Annotated in this window: 18 protein-coding genes, 1 tRNA gene and 1 riboswitch; of the genes, 17 read left to right on the forward strand and 2 right to left on the reverse strand. The window is 47.7% G+C overall.

Going from position 1 to position 21,811, the window contains the following annotated elements; all coding sequences use genetic code 11:
• Nucleotides 1–122 precede the first annotated feature (122 nt).
• The 3 genes from R5H20_RS04990 to aroD all read left to right on the forward strand — a co-directional run bounded on the left by R5H20_RS04990 (nt 123) and on the right by aroD (nt 6,137).
• Nucleotides 123–1,448 (forward strand): TGS domain-containing protein, encoded by a 1,326-nt coding sequence (locus tag R5H20_RS04990; RefSeq protein WP_006636544.1) that lies wholly within the window; start codon nt 123–125, stop codon nt 1,446–1,448.
• Between the two features lie 294 nt (nt 1,449–1,742).
• The gene (locus tag R5H20_RS04995) at nt 1,743–4,604 is read left to right on the forward strand and encodes a M14 family metallopeptidase (RefSeq protein ID WP_006636545.1); all 2,862 of its coding nucleotides are present in this window, start codon (nt 1,743–1,745) and stop codon (nt 4,602–4,604) included.
• Nucleotides 4,605–5,375: 771 nt separating this feature from the next.
• Nucleotides 5,376–6,137 carry a type I 3-dehydroquinate dehydratase gene (gene aroD, locus R5H20_RS05000; RefSeq protein WP_006636547.1) on the forward strand — a complete coding sequence of 254 codons (762 nt, stop codon included), beginning with the start codon at nt 5,376–5,378 and terminating at the stop codon, nt 6,135–6,137.
• Between the two features lie 40 nt (nt 6,138–6,177).
• Here the strand turns inward: aroD and R5H20_RS05005 are convergent, their stop codons facing one another.
• Nucleotides 6,178–6,954 (reverse strand): sporulation protein, encoded by a 777-nt coding sequence (locus R5H20_RS05005; RefSeq protein WP_029419094.1) that lies wholly within the window; start codon nt 6,952–6,954, stop codon nt 6,178–6,180.
• 139 nt (nt 6,955–7,093) lie between these two features.
• A riboswitch (TPP riboswitch) is annotated at nt 7,094–7,203 on the forward strand.
• 144 nt (nt 7,204–7,347) lie between these two features.
• On the opposite strand from R5H20_RS05005, the gene thiC reads away from it, so the two are divergent.
• The 7 genes from thiC (at nt 7,348) to R5H20_RS05040 (ending at nt 13,819) form a co-directional block, all read left to right on the forward strand.
• The gene (thiC, locus tag R5H20_RS05010; RefSeq protein ID WP_006636549.1) at nt 7,348–9,123 is read left to right on the forward strand and encodes a phosphomethylpyrimidine synthase ThiC; all 1,776 of its coding nucleotides are present in this window, start codon (nt 7,348–7,350) and stop codon (nt 9,121–9,123) included.
• Between the two features lie 204 nt (nt 9,124–9,327).
• The gene (locus tag R5H20_RS05015) at nt 9,328–10,095 is read left to right on the forward strand and encodes an ABC transporter ATP-binding protein (RefSeq protein WP_006636550.1); all 768 of its coding nucleotides are present in this window, start codon (nt 9,328–9,330) and stop codon (nt 10,093–10,095) included.
• A gap of 19 nt (nt 10,096–10,114) precedes the next feature.
• Entirely contained in the window at nt 10,115–11,098 is a 984-nt protein-coding gene (locus R5H20_RS05020; RefSeq protein WP_006636551.1) for an aliphatic sulfonate ABC transporter substrate-binding protein, read from the forward strand.
• The gene (locus R5H20_RS05025) at nt 11,095–11,931 is read left to right on the forward strand and encodes an ABC transporter permease (protein ID WP_006636552.1); all 837 of its coding nucleotides are present in this window, start codon (nt 11,095–11,097) and stop codon (nt 11,929–11,931) included. The genes R5H20_RS05020 and R5H20_RS05025 overlap by 4 nt, the downstream gene beginning before the upstream one ends.
• Nucleotides 11,932–11,944: 13 nt before the next feature.
• Complete coding sequence (ssuD, locus tag R5H20_RS05030) at nt 11,945–13,075, forward strand: FMNH2-dependent alkanesulfonate monooxygenase (protein ID WP_006636553.1); 1,131 nt, start codon at nt 11,945–11,947, stop codon at nt 13,073–13,075.
• A 265-nt stretch (nt 13,076–13,340) separates the two neighbouring features.
• A complete protein-coding gene (gene rpsN / locus R5H20_RS05035; RefSeq protein WP_006636554.1) occupies nt 13,341–13,610 on the forward strand; it encodes a 30S ribosomal protein S14 in 270 nt (89 codons plus the stop codon).
• Nucleotides 13,611–13,745: 135 nt separating this feature from the next.
• A tRNA-Gly gene (locus R5H20_RS05040) sits at nt 13,746–13,819 on the forward strand.
• A 117-nt stretch (nt 13,820–13,936) separates the two neighbouring features.
• Here R5H20_RS05040 and R5H20_RS05045 read toward each other — a convergent pair.
• A complete protein-coding gene (locus R5H20_RS05045; protein ID WP_040347898.1) occupies nt 13,937–14,584 on the reverse strand; it encodes a hypothetical protein in 648 nt (215 codons plus the stop codon).
• Between the two features lie 66 nt (nt 14,585–14,650).
• Between R5H20_RS05045 and queG the strand changes: the two genes are divergently transcribed.
• From queG to prkA, 7 genes are all read left to right on the forward strand, one after another.
• The gene (gene queG / locus R5H20_RS05050) at nt 14,651–15,799 is read left to right on the forward strand and encodes a tRNA epoxyqueuosine(34) reductase QueG (RefSeq protein WP_006636556.1); all 1,149 of its coding nucleotides are present in this window, start codon (nt 14,651–14,653) and stop codon (nt 15,797–15,799) included.
• A gap of 103 nt (nt 15,800–15,902) precedes the next feature.
• Complete coding sequence (locus tag R5H20_RS05055; protein WP_006636557.1) at nt 15,903–16,808, forward strand: amidase domain-containing protein; 906 nt, start codon at nt 15,903–15,905, stop codon at nt 16,806–16,808.
• 36 nt (nt 16,809–16,844) lie between these two features.
• On the forward strand, nt 16,845–17,327 hold the full coding sequence (gene trmL / locus R5H20_RS05060; protein WP_087962487.1) for a tRNA (uridine(34)/cytosine(34)/5-carboxymethylaminomethyluridine(34)-2'-O)-methyltransferase TrmL: 483 nt from the start codon (nt 16,845–16,847) through the stop codon (nt 17,325–17,327).
• A 98-nt stretch (nt 17,328–17,425) separates the two neighbouring features.
• Nucleotides 17,426–18,040 carry a YhbD family protein gene (locus R5H20_RS05065; RefSeq protein ID WP_006636559.1) on the forward strand — a complete coding sequence of 205 codons (615 nt, stop codon included), beginning with the start codon at nt 17,426–17,428 and terminating at the stop codon, nt 18,038–18,040.
• A 13-nt stretch (nt 18,041–18,053) separates the two neighbouring features.
• Nucleotides 18,054–18,764 (forward strand): polymer-forming cytoskeletal protein, encoded by a 711-nt coding sequence (locus tag R5H20_RS05070; RefSeq protein ID WP_006636560.1) that lies wholly within the window; start codon nt 18,054–18,056, stop codon nt 18,762–18,764.
• Between the two features lie 14 nt (nt 18,765–18,778).
• Entirely contained in the window at nt 18,779–19,477 is a 699-nt protein-coding gene (locus R5H20_RS05075; protein WP_006636561.1) for a hypothetical protein, read from the forward strand.
• 397 nt (nt 19,478–19,874) lie between these two features.
• Nucleotides 19,875–21,770: a serine/threonine protein kinase PrkA gene (prkA, locus tag R5H20_RS05080; protein ID WP_006636563.1), complete on the forward strand. Its 1,896-nt coding sequence runs from the start codon at nt 19,875–19,877 to the stop codon at nt 21,768–21,770.
• Nucleotides 21,771–21,811 lie beyond the last annotated feature (41 nt).

Here is a 21,811-nt window from a genome sequence, read left to right on the forward strand (position 1 = left end):
ACAAGTTGATCAAACTTTAGCTACATCTGCCCGCTATATTGGAATACAGCAAGATCTCATCCAAATATAGGCAAAGAAAAAATAGAACACGTAAGCATTAATCTTTTGAGGAGGAAAACAAGTTGTCAATCAGTATTAAACTGCCTGATGGGTCTATCAGAGAATATGAAGAGGAAGCAAGCATCGAGGATGTCGCGGCTTCCATTAGCTGCGGACTGGAAAATGCGGTTGCAGGCAAATTAAACGGAAAGCTGGTCAATTTATCAACTCCGCTTCAGGACGGTGCGCACGTTGAAATCGTCACCCGGGACTCGGCCGAAGGGCAGAAGATCGTACGGAGGAAGAATTCGCGGGGCACAGGGCGTATTGTGGCGCTTGATGCAGCTCGGGGGCTGGCGGTGATAGGGATGTATTTGCAGCACTTCGCCTTGAACGAGACGAACGGTTCAATCGTCTCCGGGAATACGACGCTGTTATTTGTGCTTTGTGGCGGCATTTCCTACTCGATCATGGCCGGGCGCATGATGGATCGAGGAACAGACCCGGCCGCATTTCGGACGCGGATGCTTGCCCGCGCGGTATTTATCGATATGATAGGATATCTGCTCATCATGCTGAATACTCCGTTCGGGGTGATCTTGCCCGCTTATGCGGCACTGTTTGTGCTGGCGTTGGTGCTCGTTCGTCGTTCGACGCGTGTACTCGTTGCAACGGCAGCAGCTTTGATTGCAGTGAGTCCGCCGCTGATGATTCTCGGAGGCAGCGTCCTGTCGGGAGCGTACTTACTTGGTGATATTGCAGGCGGCCCGCTGTCCGCGCTCGCACTTGCACCCGCTTTTGTCGCCGGTATGGCGATCGGGCGCTTTGATCTGACCAAGACGCGTACTGCACTCTGGCTAGTGGGCAGCGGCGCAATCATGCTCGCTGTCTCTAAGGTGCTGGGCGCTTTCGTTCTTCCAGGGCTGAGCCGTTCCTTTGAAGAGTGGCTCGTAGGCGTTCAAGGCACCGCCGCCACCCAGCCGGACCAGTATGCAATCTGGCCGTTCAACGTGGAACCGCCTCTGTGGCATAATCTTCTTTCGATTGCTCCGCACAGTGCGTCAACGTTCCAGACACTGCTGGGGCTGGGGGCCGCATTTTTGACGCTGGGACTGGTATGTCTCGTACCGAAGAAGAACTCTGGTGTGTTAATGCCATTCGCGGGAGTCGGACGTGTAGCGTTGACAATGTATGCAGCTCAGTTTGTCGTGATATGGGGTCTCGAACTATCGGGGGTCGAGTATGATATCGGGGCGATTCCATTCGGTGATCTGCTCGTCGCAACCGTGACGATGGTGACAGGGTGGTTGATTGCACAGCTCCCTACCGGTCCGCTCGAGACAGCGATGCGACGTTTTGATCGGGCATTCAGCGCCTTGGGACCAGTTATGGGACCAACACTGAGGTAGGCGCTCGTCTTTAACATTTCGTAAGTATTGCCTGAAGGAAACGTCTGAGCAGACAGCCTTATAAGCGTGAACTCCGAGATATATCGGAGTACGCGGTGGATGAGTTCTGCTGAAGCAGTATGAGGAAGTTGTAAGCTTGTTGAAATACTTTGTTATTTTCAGAACCAAGGTTCTGCAGGTTTAAACGAAATGCAGAAGCTTAGAATCTGCTAGAACCAGGATTAACTTTTTTCTTATCAATGTAACAACTTGAAAATATCGCGCTCAGTACAGAAACGGGGTTGGCATTTTTCTATGTTTAAAAAAACGTTCACAACGTGTTATCTGATGTTGGTCTTATCGCTTATGATGCTGCTGGGAGCGATAACCCCCGGCGTTGCTATGGCGCAGGCTGCCAAGGGGATGGCGTCCGGTCAGCAGACAAAAGTAAAGACGTCCAATCTAAATAAGACTAAAAAATCTCAGAAGCTAAAACTGGACAACAATGTTGCTTCGATGACAGAGAAACGAACGCTTCATGCTGCGTTTAAGCTTCCGCAAGGTGTTGATGTGAAGAGCTTAAGCTGGACGTATGACGGCAAACCGCTGTCTCAATGGAAAAAATATAAGGACCGTGGTTACACCGGTGCACCTTTCATTACGGTTGACCATGTAAAAGTGACCAACGGCAAGGTTCATGCTAACATCAACTTCGATCTTCCTTACGACACAGTCAATCTGGCGGAGCCGCGATTGCAGCGTCCGCTATACGCATCGCTGATGGGCACATTTGATCTGGCAGCAACAGCGAACGGACAAGTCATTGCTCATGCTCCCGTAAAATTGACGCCGTATGACAGCTTCCGCACTTACGATGAGCTGAAACCGGAGATCGATGCCGTCACAGCAAAAGCTGCGCAAAAAAACAACAGATATATCAAAACGACTTCCATTGGAAAATCGGTCGAAGGCCGTGATATCTATTTAACGGTACTTGCCAAGGATAAAGCCTCTGTCGATAAGTATCAGAAGGTGACCCACCCTGCCATGCTGAATGACCCGAAGAAATTGCAGGCCGATATTAAATCCGGCGCATTTGGCGACTATAAGGTGCCGATCTGGCTGAACAATATTCATCCGAATGAAGCGCCTGGAGTCGACGCGATCATGAATTACTTTAAGTCAATGGCATTGGATAAGAGCATTACGTATGATACAGTCCTGCCGAATGGCAAGAAAAGCAAGACAACTTTGAATATAGACGATGCATTGAATAATGTTTTCTTTCTGTTCGTTTATACTGACAATCCTGATGGCCGGGTTCATACAACACGTTCGAATGCTGAGGATTTCGATTTGAACCGGGATAATTCTTATCAAACCCAGCCTGAAACGCGCAGCATAACGGAGCAAATCGCGAAGTGGTCGCCGCTGTCTTTTCTGGATATGCACGGGTTCGATGCCAATTTCCTGATTGAGCCCTCTACTCCGCCTCATAACCCGAACGTTGAGTATGATCTTTTGATTGATCACATGGTGGAACAGGCAAAGGCTATGGGTGAGGCAGGGATTGCAAATACGAAGTACGACTACTATCACATCCCTTATGAAGAACATCGGAAAACTGCAGAAGATCCGAATTATGTGTCAAAAGGCACCGCTTCAGGATGGGATGATGCATCTGCAGCATATACCGCTGCATTCGCCATGTATCACGGTGCGATGGGGCACACGCTGGAAACGCCCGAGTCGAATGAGGAGTCTACCAAAGTTCTGTATTACAGTTCTGCGGCAGCTGCAAAATATGTAGCAGGGAAGAAAGAAGAACTGTTCCTGAACCAATTAAAAATATTCGAGCGCGGGGTGGACAATATCGATGATCGTGCTGTCGATCATTACTTGATCAACGCCAAAAATGAAGAGATCGGCCGTCCGCGGAAGGGCAACCAAAACTTCTTCCCGGAATATTACGTACTGCCGGTTGATAAAAACATCCAAAAGAATGTGCTGGAAACCTATAAGATGGTTGAGTACTTCCTTCGCAACGGCGTAAAGGTTGAACGATCAACAAAAGCGGTAACCGTTAACGGAAAAACATATCCGGCAGGATCATTTATTGTAAACATGCACCAGGCAAACCGCGGCCTCGCGAACTTGGTCTTGTATGATGGAATAGATGTATCTGATTATGAAATGATAGCCGGTGAGATCATTCAAAATTTCCATGATATGCGCGGATTTGACCGTTATGTGATTCGGAATGCCGGGGTGTTCACAGGCAAGACTTCTCGAGTCACATCCGTATCGTTTCCGGGGACTAAAATGCCAAAACGCTCAGATTATGTTCTGATTCAGAACACAAACAATGATGCGATAAAGGCGGTCAACGAGTTACTGGCAGCCGGCAAGACCGTTACAATGCTCACCAAGAGCGGATCAGGCTATCAAGCGGGTGACTTCTTGGTTGCCTACAAGGACCTGTACCCATTGGCTTCCAAGTACTATCTCGACGTGAGCGCATTCAGGCATAAGAAACCAAGCGGCAAAATCCTCAAGGCTTCTACTGTAGGAGCACTAGGTGAAGCGGCATATGTACTGAAAAATCTGGGCTTTAAAGTCACATCAGAACAGTCGGGCGCAGATGTGCTTGTCAATACGTTCGACTCTTCTAAATATGTTAATAAAGGAAAGCCTTACATTGCGTTTGGAAATATGGGTATGACGAATGTTCAGAAGTGGATACCTGGCTTTTCTTTTAAAGGACCTGAATGGGAGAGATACGAAGGCGTCTTCTTGGCAAATGTCATGCAAGATCATGCCATTACAGCCCCTTACAATAAACAGGAATACTTCTACACAGTCACTGGTTCTTATATTACCGCTGTTCCTAAAACGGCAAAAGTGCTTGCAGTGATCGCTGATGAAGATCACTTCTTCAAGGCCGGCTGGTGGCCGGGACATGATGCTGCCAAAGGAAAGATTATGGCCTTCACGTATAAAGATAACAACAAGAACTTAACTGTTTTCGCCAACGATTTAACCAATAACGATCATCCGCAGCATCAATACCGGTTGCTGGCTAATTCGATTTTTAATGCCGGTCCCGAAAAAACTGACAATGCTCCATCGCTAATTGGATCAGTGCCTGAGTCGGGCGATTCTGCAAGGCGTAAATAATGGTCGGGCGGTGATTCGCGAATTGGCAGGCCCCGGCATGATCAAGTGTTGGCGGAAACAATTTGGCGCCGCGAAGCAAGTGACTCATGCCGGATTCTTGACGATGGCCAATTTAACCACTGACACGCAACTTATCTTTACGCAGCGGAGATTTCAGCTATTTTGTACGGCGTCCTACACTCTTATTATAAAGGGTGAAATAGCGACAGTGTTTTACTGTCGCTATTTCATATACGGTCTTATGATGCTTTTCTGGAATACTTCCCATCAAGAGGACTATGAGGAAGCTCTTGCTGAGGATGTGGCGAAAGTGTACATTTTATTAAAAAATTACAAATATTCCACATACTTCTTAGGAAAAGCGATAAAATCAAGTAAACTAACATGAAAGGAGGTTCTTTACATGAAAAAAATAATCGCAAGTGTTTTTTTCATTACTGCATCCCTTGGGTTTGATTTGGCCAGCGCGACAGGTTCAGAAACTCTGCTCGCTTCCAGAGGCGCCGGATCTTAAAGAGCAAAACGGCATGAAAAAGGGCGGCAACATTGTCGCCTTTTTTGTTTGCATTTCTTCTTTCAATCTTTGAAGGTGAGAAGATTCGCTTAATGAATGCTGTAACGGTCATTGGTTGCGTGTGATTCGTTTCGTTAGTATACATAGTTTTGGAAAAGACCGGTGCTAATCAGGATTCCTCTTGCACTCCCTATCAATATCCTGTACCGTTAAATCAATAAAACCATTCACATACATCATAACTGGAGTGACGAAACGTGAATAAAACACTCAACATCAGAGATGTCATCCTCGGGGAAGGAATACCGAAAATCTGTGTGCCCCTCGTCGGAAAAACGCTTGAACAATTGAAAGAAGAAGCCGCTTTTCTTCCATCCATTCGTCCGGATCTTGCCGAATGGCGGGCTGATTTTTTTGAGGATGTCGAAGACATTGACAAAGTGAAAGAGGTATTGGCTGACATCCGAGCGATATTAAAAGATATCCCGTTGATCTTTACATTTCGCAGCGCGGAGGAAGGCGGCGAAAAAGAAGTCAGTAAGGAATTTTACTTTTCCTTGAATCACGCCGTTGCCGAAACAGGGCTGGCAGATGTGATTGATGTCGAGCTGTTCAATGAAGAGCAAGAAGTGAGAAGACTGGTTGAAACGGCTCATATGCATCGTGTATTCGTCATTATGTCCAATCATGATTTTGAAAAGACGCCGCCAGTGGAAGAAATCATTGCCCGCTTGCGCAAAGCCCAGGAATTAGGCGCTGATTTGCCCAAGATTGCGGTGATGCCTGAAACACCGGCTGATGTGCTGACATTGCTTGAGGCGACTCATACGATGAATGAACGCTATGCGGAGCGGCCGATTATTACGATGTCAATGGCCGGGACAGGTGTGATCAGCCGGCTGGCCGGAGAGGTGTTTGGTTCGGCGATGACGTTTGGCGTAGCCGAAAAGGCATCTGCACCAGGCCAAATCGCGGCGGCGGAGCTCAAGCAGATACTTGGCATTTTGCATCGCAATTGATAAATAGACAAAGGAGCCGTTCCAGCGGCTCCTTTTCCGTTTATCCGGCATTTTGCTCAATAATTGCCTGAAGCGATTGTTTCAGCGCTTCTGCATCTTTCAGCTCTGCTTCGTCAAACCGGACGCGGGCGAGCCTTTCGCCTTCATTATACATTTCTTCCAGCCAGCCTCTTAAACCTCTTGCGCGGCGGTCTGCCTCGATCATCATCTCCAGGCCGCTGTCATCTAAAAGAAAAACGAGCTCTAATTCGTCAAACAGGCGGCGGTAATGTTGTGCCACCGGAACAAATTCGAATTCCTGCACGAACGGCAGCCGCTGTTTGAAGTATGGCGCATGTTCACAGTCTGCTTCACGAAGCCGGAATCCGAGTTCTTCGACGGCTTTCAGCACAGCATCGATCCACGGGTGCGGTTTGACGATGATCGGGTCGTTATCCGATTTATCTATTCCCCCTTGAATATCGAGATCTGTAAATAAGAAAACGCCAGCTGCTTTCATCGATATCGGCGTATCAAGCGGCAGGTTGAATGAAAAAGAAAAATGCCGCTCCTCCCCGGGGCTGATTGTGAACGCTTCTGTTACGCGGTGGGATTTGATGGTGGCGGTTTTCCATTCCTTTTTATCATCTTTTACAACGGCATATTTCGCACTCAGCAATACTTCGATATACCTGATCTGCTGTTCGACATTGCCGCCTTTTACAGAAACGGTTCCTCTGATTTCCTCTCCCGGCAGGTAGGCATCTTTCTCCAAAACCGTATCGACCTTTGCCGACCCGATGCCCGCGCTAGCCGCAAGCTTTTTAAAAAATGACATATATTGATCTTCTCCTTCTGTTGAAATAAAGGCAATGTTTATACGCGTTTGATCGCTAAAAGGATTCATTTATTTCTGAATCGTTTTAACTTTCTCTTTTCATCGCTAAATCGATATGTTACCATAAAAACGAATTTAATAGCTTTACTAGGGGTGCCCTGTTTGGGCTGAGAGAGAAACAAGCGCGTTTCTTAACCCTTTGGACCTGATCTGGTTCGTACCAGCGTGGGGAAGTAAAAAAGGTGTTTGCAGAGACCGGGCGATGTATTGCGGCCATCTGCGGATATTTTACTGACTGTAAACCAGGTTCATGAACATGTGCCTGGTTTTTTTGTGCTGGTGCTGTTCTGGAGTTTCGTCCTGATCATTTTAAAAGAGGGGAAGGATCAAAACATGAAACATGAGTCAGTACAGCAAGCAAACATCTCGATTATGTCAAGCTTTTCAGGAAGCCGGAAGGTATATGTCGAGGGATCGCGGCCAGACATTCGAGTGCCGATGCGGGAAATCGCCCTGAGCCCTACGACGGGATCATTCGGCGAAGAAGAAAACGAGCCCGTCCGCGTGTATGACACGAGCGGCCCTTATACGGATGCAAATGAAACAGTCGATATTCATAAAGGGCTGAAGCCTTTGCGGGCGGATTGGATCAAAGAGCGCGGAGATACCGAGGAATACGAGGGCAGAGAAATCAAGCCTGAAGATAACGGCTATAAAAAACAGCATCAGGCGAATCACAGCTACCCGTGGCTAAAAAGAAAACCGCTTCGCGCCAAGCCAGGAAAAAATGTCACTCAGCTTCATTATGCGAGAAAGGGAATCATCACGCCTGAAATGGAATTCATCGCGATTCGCGAGCATGTTTCTCCTGAATTTGTCCGTGATGAGGTGGCAAGCGGGCGGGCGATCATCCCGTCAAATATCAACCATCCGGAAGGCGAGCCGATGATCATCGGCCGGAATTTCCACGTGAAAATCAATGCGAACATCGGAAATTCAGCCGTCACTTCTTCGATTGAAGAGGAAGTGGAAAAAATGACCTGGGCGATCCGCTGGGGAGCGGACACCATGATGGATCTGTCCACCGGAAAGGAGATCCACACAACAAGGGAATGGATCATCCGCAACTGTCCGGTGCCTGTCGGAACTGTGCCGATTTATCAGGCGCTTGAAAAAGTAAACGGGGTCGCTGAAGATTTGACATGGGAGATTTACCGCGACACATTGATTGAACAGGCTGAGCAAGGCGTCGATTATTTTACGATTCATGCCGGCGTCCTTCTCCGGTATGTGCCGTTGACAGCAAAACGCGTCACCGGAATCGTATCCCGGGGCGGGGCGATCATGGCGCAGTGGTGTTTGGCGCATCATGAAGAAAGCTTTCTTTATACACATTTTGAAGAAATATGCGAAATTATGAAAACCTACGATATCGCTTTTTCATTAGGAGACGGTCTTCGTCCCGGTTCGATTGCGGATGCGAATGATGAAGCGCAATTTGCTGAATTGGAAACGCTTGGCGAGCTGACGGAAATCGCCTGGAAGCATGACGTTCAGGTGATGATTGAAGGACCGGGGCATGTGCCGATGCACAAAATCAAAGAAAACGTCGATAAACAAATGGAGATTTGCAAAGAAGCCCCGTTCTATACATTGGGGCCGCTGACAACCGATATCGCCCCGGGCTATGATCATATTACTTCAGCGATCGGAGCGGCGATGATCGGCTGGTACGGAACGGCAATGCTTTGCTATGTGACGCCGAAAGAACATCTTGGACTGCCGAATAAAGACGATGTCCGCGAAGGTGTGATTACATATAAAATCGCGGCTCATGCGGCAGATCTCGCCAAAGGCCACCCCGGCGCGCAAATCCGCGATGATGCGCTGTCAAAGGCGCGCTTTGAATTCCGCTGGCGCGACCAGTTTAACCTCTCGCTTGATCCGGAACGAGCGCTTGAATACCATGATGAAACCTTGCCGGCCGAGGGTGCGAAAACGGCGCATTTTTGTTCAATGTGCGGGCCGAAGTTTTGCAGTATGAGAATTTCTCAGGACATTCGGGATTACGCCAAAGAAAACAATCTTGATGAAAAAGCGGCAATTGAAAAAGGAATGGAAGAGAAAGCAAAGGAATTTAAACAAGCAGGCAGCAAAATTTACAATTAAATACAAGCAATACGGCAGATGAAAGGGGAACCTTTCATCTGTTTTTTTATAAAATAGGGTTGACAGGTCGGAATTATATGAATTAGTATGTTATGTAATATTTCGGAACATTCCATCAGCGCTGATCGGTCAACCGAAGGCTCTTATCTCATTTGGGATATGAGCTTTTTTATTTTCAAATTGACAAAGAAAGCGGGGAACAAGATGTCTTTATCAATCCGAGTGAACGAAAAAGCGTTTGTAAACGGCGGCCGCAAAGCCAACGTTCTTCAAGATGTGAAGCTTTCGGTTGAAAACGGCGAATTTCTTACCGTCATTGGACCAAGCGGCTGTGGAAAAAGTACGCTGCTGAAAATCATCGCCGGCTTGGATGGGGATTATGACGGGCGCATCAGCATGAACGGCAGAGAAATAAAAGCGCCCGGGATTCAGCAAGGCTTTATCTTTCAAGAGCACCGGCTTTTTCCCTGGATGACGGTTGAGCAAAATATCGCCGCGGATTTAAGCCTCAAAGAACAGGCCATCCGTAAAAAAGTCGATGAATTGATTGAAACGGTCCGCCTGAAAGGCGCGGAGAAATTGTATCCGCGTGAGCTGTCCGGCGGAATGTCGCAAAGGGTCGCGATCGCCAGAGCATTGCTGAGGGAGCCGGACATTCTCTTGCTTGATGAGCCCTTTGGCGCCTTGGACGCTTTTACGAGAAAGCATCTTCAGGATGTACTGACAGAGATATGGAGAGAGAAGAACATGACGATGATCCTGGTGACCCATGACATTGACGAGTCTGTGTATTTAGCCAACCGGATTGCGGTTCTCACGGCAAAGCCGGGAAAAATCCACAAAGTGATTCCGGTTGACTTGCCTTTTCCTCGCAGCAGAACATCACCCGTTTTTCAGTCCATCAGACAAAGGGTGCTGAAAGAATTTGAACAAACGGAAGAATTCAGCTTCCAAGAGGGATCGGGCATCTAACGGAAAGGAGCGGATGTGGATGAAAAAATTGCCGGTGTACTTGCTTGGAATCCTGCTGCTGCTTGCTGGCTGTTCATCAGCCGAATCAAACGGAAAAGACTTGAAAGTGATAAACATCGGGGTGCAGCAAAGTTTAAGCCCGTTGCTGCTTGCAAAAGAAAAAGGCTGGTTTGAAAACGAGTTTGCAAAAGAAGGAATTCAGGTGAAATGGACGGAGTTTCAAAGCGGTCCGCCGCAGTTTGAAGGAATTGCCGCAGCTAAACTCGATTTTTCCCAGGTGGGAAACTCCCCGGTGATTGCCGGACAGGCGGCAGGCGTTGATTTTAAGGAAATCGGGCTTTCACAGGACGGATTAAAAGCAAACGGGATTCTTGTGAAAAAAGGGAGCGGCATACATGACATCAAGGATTTGAAAGGCAAGAAGGTAGCGGTGGCAAAAGGAAGCAGCGGGTTTGATTTTTTGTATAAAGTAATCGACAGGGCGGGCCTGAAGCCTTCCGACGTACAGATTATTCAGCTTCAGCCTGATGAAGCCGCGCCCGCATTTGACAGCGGAGCCATCGATGCTTGGTCGATTTGGGAGCCGTTTTTGTCCCTCAAAACGATCAAAAGCGATGCCGACATTTTGGTTGACGGGGAACAAATTGACCGGTATTCTCCGGGTTTTACGCTTGTACGGAGCGAATTTGCCGAACAGCATCCAGAAGAGGTCGTCCGTTTTTTGAAAGTGTACGACAAGGCCGTAAAGTGGCAGAAAACCCATAAGAAAGAAGCGGTTGATGCGTATTCAAAAATCAAAGGGATCGACAAAGAGGTCGTTGAAAACGTGTTAAATAACACCGAACCGTTAAACGAACCGATCAGCGAACGCATCATTCAAACGCAGCAGGAGACTGCCGATTTTCAATACGAGTTAAAAGCGATCAACAAACAGATTGATGTAAAAGAAGTGGTTGACAACTCGTTTATTAAAAAAGCGCTCAAAGGAGGAGACGACGAATGAGGGCAGTTTCATCAAGCACTTCCGCAGCCGGGCCAAAAACAGTCGCCAAACAGAAGCCGACCGCTTTTAGGCGGGCCTGGGGAAAAGGATTTATATTGCCCGTCATCATCATTTTATTATGGCAGCTTATCGGGTCATTGGAGCTCATATCCAAGACCGTGCTTCCGGCGCCTTATGACATATTGCTGACCTTCCGGGATCTTATTGCATCAGGAGAATTTTTCACTCATTTGGGCATCAGCATTCAGCGCGCCGCGTTCGGCTTTTTCCTGGGAGCCGGACTCGGGTTGCTGCTCGGGCTTGTCATCGGATTCTCCAAAATAGCCGAAGATTATCTCGATCCGTCTCTGCAAATGCTGAGAACCGTTCCGCACCTCGCCGTCACGCCGCTGTTTATCTTATGGTTCGGCTTTGATGAGCTGTCAAAGGTGCTATTGATCGCTCTTGGCGCTTTCTTCCCAGTGTATATCAATACATTTTCGGGAATCAGGGGTGTCGATTCAAAGCTGTTCGATGTGGCGAGGGTATTGGAGTTTCACTGGTGTAAGCAGGTGACAAAGCTGATTCTCCCTGCTTCGCTCCCGAATATTCTTTTAGGAATACGCTTGTCGCTCGGCGTATCGTGGCTTGGCCTTGTTGTAGCGGAGCTTATGGGCTCAAGCGCTGGAGTCGGCTACATGATCATGGATGCGAGACAGTTTTCACAAACCGATAAGGTGTTTGTAGGGATTTTGATTTTTGCTGCCGTCGGAAAATTGACAGATTCCCTGGTCAGAGTGTTGGAAAGAAAGTGCCTGGGGTGGAGAAACAGCTATTTAGGAAATCATAAGTAAAGGAGAGATCGGCATGGAGATTTTATGGTTTATCCCAACTCATGGTGACGGACGGTATCTTGGCACAAAAACGGGAGGCAGAACAGCTGACTACACTTATTTTAAGCAGGTGGCGCAAGCGGCTGACAGGCTTGGATTTACGGGGGTTCTTCTGCCGACGGGGAAATCGTGCGAAGACCCGTGGATTACAGCGGCCGCATTAGCCGCAGAAACGAGAGACTTGAAATTTCTAGTTGCCGTCAGGCCGGGATTGATGCAGCCGTCGGTCGCCGCGCGGATGTCTTCCACGTTTGACCGTCTTGCCGGAGGCAGGCTCCTCATCAACGTGGTCGCAGGCGGCGATCCGTACGAATTGGCGGGTGACGGCCTGTTTATCAGTCATGATGAGCGGTATGAGGCCACCAACGAATTTCTGGACATATGGCGTTCGCTTTTAAAAGGCGAGACCGTCAGCTACAGAGGCAAGCATTTGAAGGCTGAAAACGGCCGCCTGCTGTTCCCGCCGTTGCAAAAGCCCCATCCGCCGGTCTATTTCGGGGGCTCCTCAAAGGCGGGGCAGAAGACCGCCGCCAGGCATGCGGATGTCTATTTAACATGGGGCGAGCCGCCTCATCTTGTCAAAGAAAAAATTCAATCCGTCAAAGAACTGGCCGAAAAAGAGGGAAGAACCGTCCGCTTTGGGATACGGCTCCATGTCATTGTCCGCGAAACAGAAAAAGAAGCATGGGACGCGGCACATAAACTGATCAGCCATTTGGATGATGAAACGGTCGAGGCGGCCCAAAACGCATTGCGGCGGATGGATTCATCCGGACAGCAAAGAATGGTTCAGCTGCATCAAGGCAAAAAAGGCAATCTTGAAATCAGCCCCAATCTTTGGGCGGGCATCGGACTTGTCAGGGGCGGAGCCGGTACGGCGCTTGTCGGTGATCCGGAAACGGTCGCCAGCCGGATAAAGGAATATGCCGATCTTGGCATAGAGTCATTTATCTTTTCAGGCTATCCTCATCTTGAAGAAGCGTATCATTTCGCCGAAAAAGTCTTCCCGCTCCTTCCGTTTCGTACGAAACTTGAACAAGAAGCGTCCGGCGAAGTCATCGGAAATGATCATTTTCCGTCAAAGCAAAAGGAAAAAATGCTGTAAACCAAAAAACTCCAGGGGGCCCTGGAGTTTTTTAAAGCAAATATTGAAGCACAATGATCGGGAAGTGCAGCACTCTGCATGAAAAAACGGTAAAAGATCGACAGTGCATGCCTTCGTGGAAGCAGCCGAATCTTGCTCTCAACTCTCTTACCTGTTATTCATCTGTAACATTTATGATCAATATCTGTACGAATGTTTGCACACTGCCGGAATATGTGGTAAATTTAAATCGTAATAATTGCGATTTATTCAAGGAGGGTGAAGAGTGGCCAAAAAATCAAAAGTGGCAAAGGAAATAAAACGGCAAAAGCTTGTTGAGCAATATGCAGCCATCAGAAAAGAGTTAAAAGAAAAAGGCGATTACAGAGCGCTGAGCAAGCTTCCCCGCGATTCAGCGCCATCAAGGCTGCATAACCGCTGCGAGCTGACCGGAAGGCCGAGAGGATATATGAGAAAGTTTAAAATGTCGCGGATTGCGTTCAGAGAATTGGCCTATAAAGGCCAAATTCCCGGTGTCAAAAAATCAAGCTGGTAAAACGAAATCCTGTAAAAAGCGCCGATTTGTTTCCGGCGCTTTTTTTCGACAAATTTTTAATATCCCCTTGACGAAATCTTAATAAACATGTAACATTATAAAAGTCAAAACGATGATCTGTTTAAAAAAGATCATGCGGGTGTAGTTTAGTGGTAAAACCTCAGCCTTCCAAGCTGATGTCGTGGGTTCGATTCCCATCACCCGCTCCATACATACTGTTTATAACGCAGTGTTTCGTTTCTCAGATTAAACGAAGCATTGCGTTTTTTCATGTATGAATATATAAAAACTTGCTTTTAAAAAAAGCAAGTTTTTGAATGGATCTTTTAAGGAATGATCGCAGATATATGCTCTCCGCCGTGAATTTGTTCGAACATTTTGGTCAAAGCTTCTAGCAGCCGGCTTGCTTCGTCTTTTGGGGTGGACGGTCTGAAAAAGACGAGCTGCAGGGCGTCTTTTGTTTCCGTCTTGACGGGGCGGCGGTTGCTATGCTCTGAGAGGCTGCCGAATATCCCTGATTCGTCAGAAACCGCCAGCAGGTCTTCTTTTCCGCCCATCTCGATGCGTACCGGCCCCTTTATCGTCCGGGCATCATAGATATGAACCGGAATCGAATATTTAAGAGAGAAAAAACGGCTCAAATCAGTGGCTGAATCTGCGGATTCTATGTAACGCTGCCGCTGGATGTCCGCCAGGAGCCATTCCAGGCTTGTTTGCCGCCCGGAAAACGACGGATCAAGCTTTGCCCGCGTCTCCTCCCATTCCTTTATTGCCGGTTCATCGGAAAGCTTGCGGTCGGCGAAATCAAAAAACAGCGATTCCTGAAACAGGCGCAGCCGGCCTTTTAGCATTTGCGGGGAGCCTGCGATCTCAATTCCTTTATATAAAACAGCGCCGACTTTAAAGGAGGGGACGCGCTGTAATACAACGGTGGCTATTTGCACATTTAATTCCAATTCAGACTCAACTCCCATTTATCATGTTACACTTGTATTATACAGTGATCGAAAACCAAAACAAAGAAAGGAGGTTTGCCCATTATGGATATGAAGCAGCTGAAACAGGATGTGATTGAATTCGCGCAGCAAATCGGGATCGATAAAATACGCTTTGCCAGCGCTGATACGTTTGAAACATTAAAAGATCGCTTAATAGAGAATCGGGCGCTCGGTTACGAGTCGGGATTTGAAGAACCCGATATTGAGAAGCGGACAAATCCGCAGCTTCTCCTGCCAAAGGCGAAATCGATCATCGCGATTGCGCTTGCATACCCTTCGAAAATGAAAAACGCGCCAAGAAGCGTAAAAGGTGAACGGAGAGGCATTTTTTGCCGAGCCTCCTGGGGGAAGGACTATCACCATGTGCTGCGGGAAAAGCTTGATCAGCTCGAAGAATTTTTAAAGTCCCAGCACGAAGACGTCAGAACAAAATCGATGGTTGACACAGGGGAGCTTTCCGACCGTGCCGTCGCTGAACGGGCCGGTATCGGCTGGAGCGGAAAGAACTGCATGATCATTACGCCTGAATTCGGTTCCTATGTTTATTTGGCGGAAATGATTACAAATATTCCGTTCGAGCCTGATGAGAGAATAGAGGATCAATGCGGTTCATGCAACAAGTGCATTGAGGCCTGCCCGACCGGTGCGCTTGTCAATCCGGGACAGCTCAACTCCCAGCGCTGCATCGCTTTTCAGACGCAGACGAAAGGTTTTCTGCCTGATGAATTCCGCACGAAAATCGGCAACCGGATCTATGGATGCGATACGTGCCAGATGGTGTGTCCGAAAAACAAAGGCGTTGATTTTCACCTTCATCCCGAAATGGAGCCGGATCCCGAGATTGCCAAGCCGCTTTTAAAGCCGCTGCTGACGATGTCGAACCGTGAATTCAAAGAAAAATTCGGCCATGTGGCAGGCTCCTGGAGGGGGAAAAAGCCGATTCAGCGGAACGCAATCATCGCCCTTGCCCATTTTAAAGAAACGAGTGCACTGCCTGAGCTGGTTTCTCTCATGCATCAGGATCCGCGGCCTGTCATCAGAGGCACCGCCGCCTGGGCGATCGGAAAAATCGGAGAAACGGACATGCTGGAGGAGCTGGAAACAGCGTATTCCCGCGAAGAGGACGAAGAAGCAAAGGCGGAAATTCAAAAAGGCATCAGGCTTTTAAAAGAAACCGCCATGACTAAATGAGGCCTGTCCTGACATATGTTTGGTATCAGGGTTGAAAAACCGCTTGTTTTCAGTTTTGGAAGACAAGTATTTTTCTATCATCAAACATATGGTGGTGTAGCCTTTGAAACAGATCATCGAACAGCTCTTGAAGGCCAGGCTGGACTATTTGATCAATGGCAATGAGAAGAGAGACTGGCGGAATGCCGGCGATGCCGAGGTCATTGAACGGAAACGGCGGCTTTTTGAAAAACGGGGCGTCCATATCGTCAAGGCTAGGATGAGGACGGCGCTCAACGAACACTGGCTTGAGGAAGACGGAAAAACTCACATCAATTATCAAACCCATACCGCATTCTTGTGCAAAGATGGGGATGATATGTATATGGAGGAGCACATCGAAAAACGGATCGCTCTGCTGTATGATCAAATGGTGATCAAGGACTCGGAAGCCCCGCGGCCGCCCGTTCAGCCGCTTCCTGATGAGGAAAGCCGGCATCTTGATGGAGAGCGTGAATTATTGGGGCGCGTCTTCACCTATGACCGGCTTGCCGCTGTCCGCTATGCCGAAATGTTTTGGAATAAGCGGAATTCGGCGTATAAAAACTTTGAAGACAATTGCACTAATTTTATTTCTCAATGCCTTCACGCGGGAAACGCCCCGATGCGCGGCTATCCGAACAGAGGATCGGGCTGGTGGATGCAAAATCATTCCTGGAGCTACAGCTGGACTGTGGCACATTCACTCAGAACATTTCTCAAGCAGTCGAAAGCAGGTCTCCGTTCCATTCAAACAGGAGCCGCCGCCGAGCTTGTGGAAGGCGATGTTATCTGCTACGATTTTAACGGGGACGGAAGGTTTGACCATGTGGCGATTGTGACGGCAAAGGATAAAAGCAATATGCCGCTTGTCAACGCCCAAACCCATGATTGCCGGATGAGGTACTGGTCATACGAAGATTCCCCCGCATACACCCCTTCGATCAAATATGCGTTTTTTCATATTGCAGATGACACGACAAAAACGTAATCATGGTATAATAAACAGCGGATCAGAAAAACAGAGGTGAACATTTTGGCATTGCATGTCGTATTATATCAACCCGAAATTCCTGCGAATACAGGAAATATCGCACGAACATGTGCAGCAACAGATACAACGCTTCATTTAATCAGGCCGCTCGGCTTTTCTACCGATGACAAGATGCTTAAGCGGGCAGGGCTTGACTACTGGGAGTTTGTCAAAGTCGTCTACCACGATTCCTTGGAGGAACTGTTTGACGCACATCCTGAAGGGAAATTTTTCTTTATTACAAAGTTCGGGCAAAAACCGCACACATCGTTTGACTATTCAGATCAAAACGAGGACTATTTTTTCGTGTTCGGCAGGGAAACGAACGGCCTTCCGAAAGATTTGATCGAGCAAAATATGGACCGCTGTCTGCGTCTCCCGATGACAGAGCATGTCAGATCATTGAATTTATCCAATACGGCCGCAATCCTTGTTTATGAGGCGCTTCGCCAGCAGAACTACAGGGATTTGACGTAATAAGCAAATTGCCGTCCCCAAAAAAAGAAGGGGACGGATTTTTTTTGGTTTTAAACGTAACAGTGTTATGTTACAATAGAGCGGAAGGAGTGAGGAAAATGGCTCATGATGATTTAATTTCAAAAAAGGAACTGCTTGATTTAACATCGATATCTTACGGGCAGCTGTACAGGTGGAAACGGAAAAATTTAATTCCTGAGGAATGGTTTATTCGAAAATCCACTTTTACCGGTCAGGAGACGTTTTTTCCGAAAGCAGACATCTTAAATAGAATCAAAAAAATTCAAAGCATGAAAGAGAATTTATCTCTTGATGAAATGGCGGAAATGTTTTCGCCAAAGCTTGATAAACTCGATATCAGCCGCGGAGAGCTTCTTGAGAAAGGGCTGATTTCCGAGGCTGTCATGTCATTTTTCGTTGAGAATACAAATAAACGCAATGACTCATTTGGACTCGGGGAAGTGCTTGCCGTGTATGTGCTGGAAGGACTGCTTCAGTCAGGAGAGATTAATCTTGAGGAAGGAAAAATGGTGCTGGAGGTCGTGCTTGCGAACAGCGCAAAAAACAGCGGCAGACTGATCGTGCTGCGAAAACTGGGAGTTGCCACATGCATTATTGCAGAGGGTGACATCGTCTTTGAAAAAGCGGTGAAAGTGGTTGCGGATATCAGTCTCTCGGAAGCCGGAGAAGAATTGAAAACAAAATTGATGTAATGGAGGAAAGGCCATGGATAACTTAACGATAAACGGATTTGGAAGCTCAAGCGGCGGAACGTTTCAGACGGTCGAGCTGAACGGAAAAGGGACGATCAATGGAGAGGTCGAATGTGAACGGCTGTACTGCAACGGAGCGGGGACTTTAAACGGACATGTGAAAGCGCGGGAAGCAAAAATCAGCGGACGTGCAAAGGTAAGCGGCGGAATTTCCGCTTCTTCGATTCGGATTGACGGTTCAGCGAAGATTGAAGGAGACGTAAATGCCGGGAAATTGAAAATCGCCGGACATGCGTCATTAGACGGGCATGTAAAAGGCGATGAACTGATCATTCTCGGGAAAGCATCAATCGGCAAAGACTGTGAGGTCGAACATTTTACCGCAGAAGGCCACTTTACAATCGCCGGTCTGTTGAATGCAGAACAGGTTGACATCAGTATTCACGGGGGTGAAAGCAAAGCCAAAGAAATCGGCGGCCGGAGGATTTGCTGCACGGCGCATGAGTCAAAATTTCTTTCCTTGTTGACGCCGTTTATTTCCCGCCCGGCACTGACTGCTGAATTGATTGAAGGCGATCATATTGAGCTTGCCAACACGACGGCGAAAATCGTCCGCGGCAATACGGTCATCATCGGCGAAAATTGTGATATCGGGCTTGTTGAATATAAAGAAGAATTCCGGCAGGCAAAAACTGCGAAAGTCGGAGACAATCAAAAAATTTAGCGGAGGTATGCGGCATGGAGAAAAACAACTTAAAAATAAACGGTTCCGGGAGCGCGGCCGGAGGCACTTATCACAATGTCGTGATCAGAGGCGAAGGAACGATCGGTGCAGGGCTTGACTGCCTTAAGTTTCGCAGCTACGGCTCAAGCGTTCTTTCGGGAGATGCGAAAGTTCAGTCGTTTGATGTTCATGGAGAAACGGAAGTCGGCGGGCGGCTGAAAGCCGATAGAGCTAAAATCTACGGAACGGCTGACATTGTCGGTGACGCCGACATCGGCGAAGCGGCAGTGAGGGGAGTCATCAGCATCGGCGGTAATATGGCCGGAGATATGTGTGACATCAAAGGAACCATTGCCGTGAAGGGCGATTGTGAAGCGGAGCGTTTTACATTGAACGGGAGCCTGGAGTTGAACGGTCTGCTGAACGCCGGGGAGATTGATATTGTTTTAAGGTTTGGCCAGAGCTCTGTCGGGGAAATCGGCGGAACGGTCATCAAAGTAAAAAACAAGCGGGGGCTGTTTAAAAAGAACAGCAGGTTTCTGTCTGCGCAAGTCATTGAAGGAGACGATATCTATCTGGAAAACACTACTGCCGGGATTGTCAGGGGAAACCGCGTCCATATCGGTCCGGGATGCCGGATTCATACCGTTGAATACAAAAGCGATTATCAGGTTTCTCCGAAGGCTGACGTAAAAGAGAATCAACAAATATAAACAAAACAGTGTTATGTTCTGAAAAAGGATGGCGTCTGAACGGCCATCCTTTTTCTTTTCAATGCTACTTCCCGGGTTTGCTTTCGTACCCGGCAGTGAAAATGGATACGAGAAACGTGAGGATGACCCCCATCATGATCAGCGTTTTCATGAAATCCCCCTCTCATCCTTTTATCCCTTGTTGTCTTTTAGCATGCGGTGCCTCGGCAGGGCCGCGGTGTCTCTGCGGACCTGGCATATCTGCTTTTATTATGAAGGGTTTGTTCCGCTCTTGTCAATTCGAGGAAGTATATTTCAATTTCAATATGAAAAGCATCGAAAGGGACATCTCCGCATAGATTGGATGTAACAGTGATTCACTTTGCACCTTGCATCAATCATCATATAGGAGGTTCTTATGGATATATTAAAAAAGATTGAACAGTATAGAGAGGAAGAACAGCGTCTGAAATGGGAAGGAACCTTCGCCGATTATCTGGAAATCGTAAAAGAAAACCCGATTGTCGCTCAATCTGCTCACTCCCGCGTTTACAATATGATCAAAGACAGCGGCATTGATGAGAAAGACGGAAAAAAAGTATACCGCTTCTTTGACAAAGAGCTGTTTGGTCTTGAGGAACCGTTGGAACGTCTGGTAGAAGAATATTTTCATCCGGCCGCAAAACGGCTTGATGTCAGAAAAAGAATACTGCTGCTGATGGGGCCGGTCAGCGGCGGAAAATCAACCCTTGTGACAATGCTGAAAAGGGGGCTTGAAGCTTATTCATTGACAGACCAGGGCGCCGTGTATGCGATTAAAGGCTGCCCGATGCATGAAGACCCGCTTCATTTAATTCCCCAGCATTTACGCGACGATTTTTATAAGGAATACGGCATTCGCATCCAAGGAAACCTTTCGCCGCTCAACATGATGCGGCTCGAGCAGGAATACGGCGGCCGAATTGAAGATGTGAAGGTTGAAAGAATCTTTTTTTCCGAGGATAAGCGGACAGGAATCGGCACGTTCAGCCCCTCTGATCCAAAATCGCAGGATATCGCCGATTTGACGGGAAGCATTGATTTTTCGACGATAGCTGAATACGGATCAGAGTCAGACCCGCGCGCATACCGGTTTGACGGTGAATTGAACAAAGCGAACAGGGGGATGATGGAATTTCAGGAAATGCTGAAATGCGATGAAAAGTTTCTCTGGCATCTCCTGTCCCTGACACAGGAAGGGAATTTTAAAGCGGGCCGGTTCGCTCTGATTTCGGCAGATGAACTGATCGTCGCCCATACAAATGAAACCGAATACCGCTCATTTATTGCGAATAAGAAAAATGAAGCGCTTCATTCCCGCATTATCGTCATGCCGATTCCATATAATCTGAAAGTATCTGAAGAAGAACGGATCTACGAGAAAATGATTGCGGAAAGCGATGTATCAGAAGTGCATATCGCCCCGCATACGTTAAAAGTGGCCGCGATGTTTTCCATTTTAACGCGCTTGAAGGAACCGAAGCGTTCAGACGTCGACCTCGTCAAAAAAATGAGGCTCTATGACGGAGAAAGCGTTGAAGGGTATAACTCGGCCGATGTCGAGGACTTGAAAAAAGAATACAATGATGAAGGGATGAGCGGTATTGATCCGAGGTATGTGATCAACAGAATTTCTTCGACGATCATCCGCAAGAACATGGAATCGATTAATGCACTCGATGTTCTTCGCTCTTTAAAGGAAGGGCTTGATCAGCACCCGTCGATCTCCGCTGAAAACCGTGAGCGCTATTTGAACTTTATTTCGGCGGCGAGGAAAGAATACGATGAAATGGCGAAAAAGGAAGTCCAAAAAGCGTTTGTCTATTCATATGAAGAATCGGCCAAAACGCTGATGGACAATTATCTTGATAATGTGGAAGCCTACTGCAACAAAATCAAGCTGCGCGATCCGCTGACAGGCGAAGAAATGAGCCCTGATGAAAAGCTGATGAGATCGATAGAAGAGCAGATCGGAATTTCCGAAAATGCGAAAAAAGCATTCCGCGAAGAAATTCTCATCAGAATTTCCGCTTATGCAAGAAAAGGGAAGCGGTTTGATTACAACTCGCACGAACGTTTGCGGGAGGCCATCCAGAAAAAGCTGTTTGCCGATCTGAAGGACGTTGTCAAAATCACGACTTCGACAAAAACGCCTGATGAACAGCAGCTCAAAAAAATCAATGAAGTTGTCGCCCGGCTCATTGATGAACATGGCTATAACTCGACCAGCGCCAACGAGCTTCTGAAATACGTAGGAAGCTTATTAAACCGGTAAATTCACGACCCGTCCGGAACAAGGGCGGGTTCTTTTGTCCC

Origin of the sequence: Bacillus sp. KICET-3 (assembly GCF_033261025.1) — a bacterium.
Lineage (GTDB): Bacteria > Bacillota > Bacilli > Bacillales > Bacillaceae > Bacillus > Bacillus sonorensis.

What these genes read in the sequence shown, in the direction of transcription:
- R5H20_RS04995 (WP_006636545.1), top strand. Translation starts at nt 1,743, where the DNA reads ATGTTTAAAAAAACGTTCACAACGTGTTATCTGATGTTGGTCTTATCG.
- R5H20_RS05005 (WP_029419094.1), bottom strand. Translation starts at nt 6,954, where the DNA reads ATGTCATTTTTTAAAAAGCTTGCGGCTAGCGCGGGCATCGGGTCGGCA.
- thiC (WP_006636549.1), top strand. Translation starts at nt 7,348, where the DNA reads ATGAAACATGAGTCAGTACAGCAAGCAAACATCTCGATTATGTCAAGC.
- R5H20_RS05015 (WP_006636550.1), top strand. Translation starts at nt 9,328, where the DNA reads ATGTCTTTATCAATCCGAGTGAACGAAAAAGCGTTTGTAAACGGCGGC.
- R5H20_RS05020 (WP_006636551.1), top strand. Translation starts at nt 10,115, where the DNA reads ATGAAAAAATTGCCGGTGTACTTGCTTGGAATCCTGCTGCTGCTTGCT.
- R5H20_RS05025 (WP_006636552.1), top strand. Translation starts at nt 11,095, where the DNA reads ATGAGGGCAGTTTCATCAAGCACTTCCGCAGCCGGGCCAAAAACAGTC.
- ssuD (WP_006636553.1), top strand. Translation starts at nt 11,945, where the DNA reads ATGGAGATTTTATGGTTTATCCCAACTCATGGTGACGGACGGTATCTT.
- R5H20_RS05045 (WP_040347898.1), bottom strand. Translation starts at nt 14,584, where the DNA reads ATGGGAGTTGAGTCTGAATTGGAATTAAATGTGCAAATAGCCACCGTT.
- queG (WP_006636556.1), top strand. Translation starts at nt 14,651, where the DNA reads ATGGATATGAAGCAGCTGAAACAGGATGTGATTGAATTCGCGCAGCAA.
- R5H20_RS05065 (WP_006636559.1), top strand. Translation starts at nt 17,426, where the DNA reads ATGGCTCATGATGATTTAATTTCAAAAAAGGAACTGCTTGATTTAACA.
- R5H20_RS05070 (WP_006636560.1), top strand. Translation starts at nt 18,054, where the DNA reads ATGGATAACTTAACGATAAACGGATTTGGAAGCTCAAGCGGCGGAACG.
- R5H20_RS05075 (WP_006636561.1), top strand. Translation starts at nt 18,779, where the DNA reads ATGGAGAAAAACAACTTAAAAATAAACGGTTCCGGGAGCGCGGCCGGA.
- prkA (WP_006636563.1), top strand. Translation starts at nt 19,875, where the DNA reads ATGGATATATTAAAAAAGATTGAACAGTATAGAGAGGAAGAACAGCGT.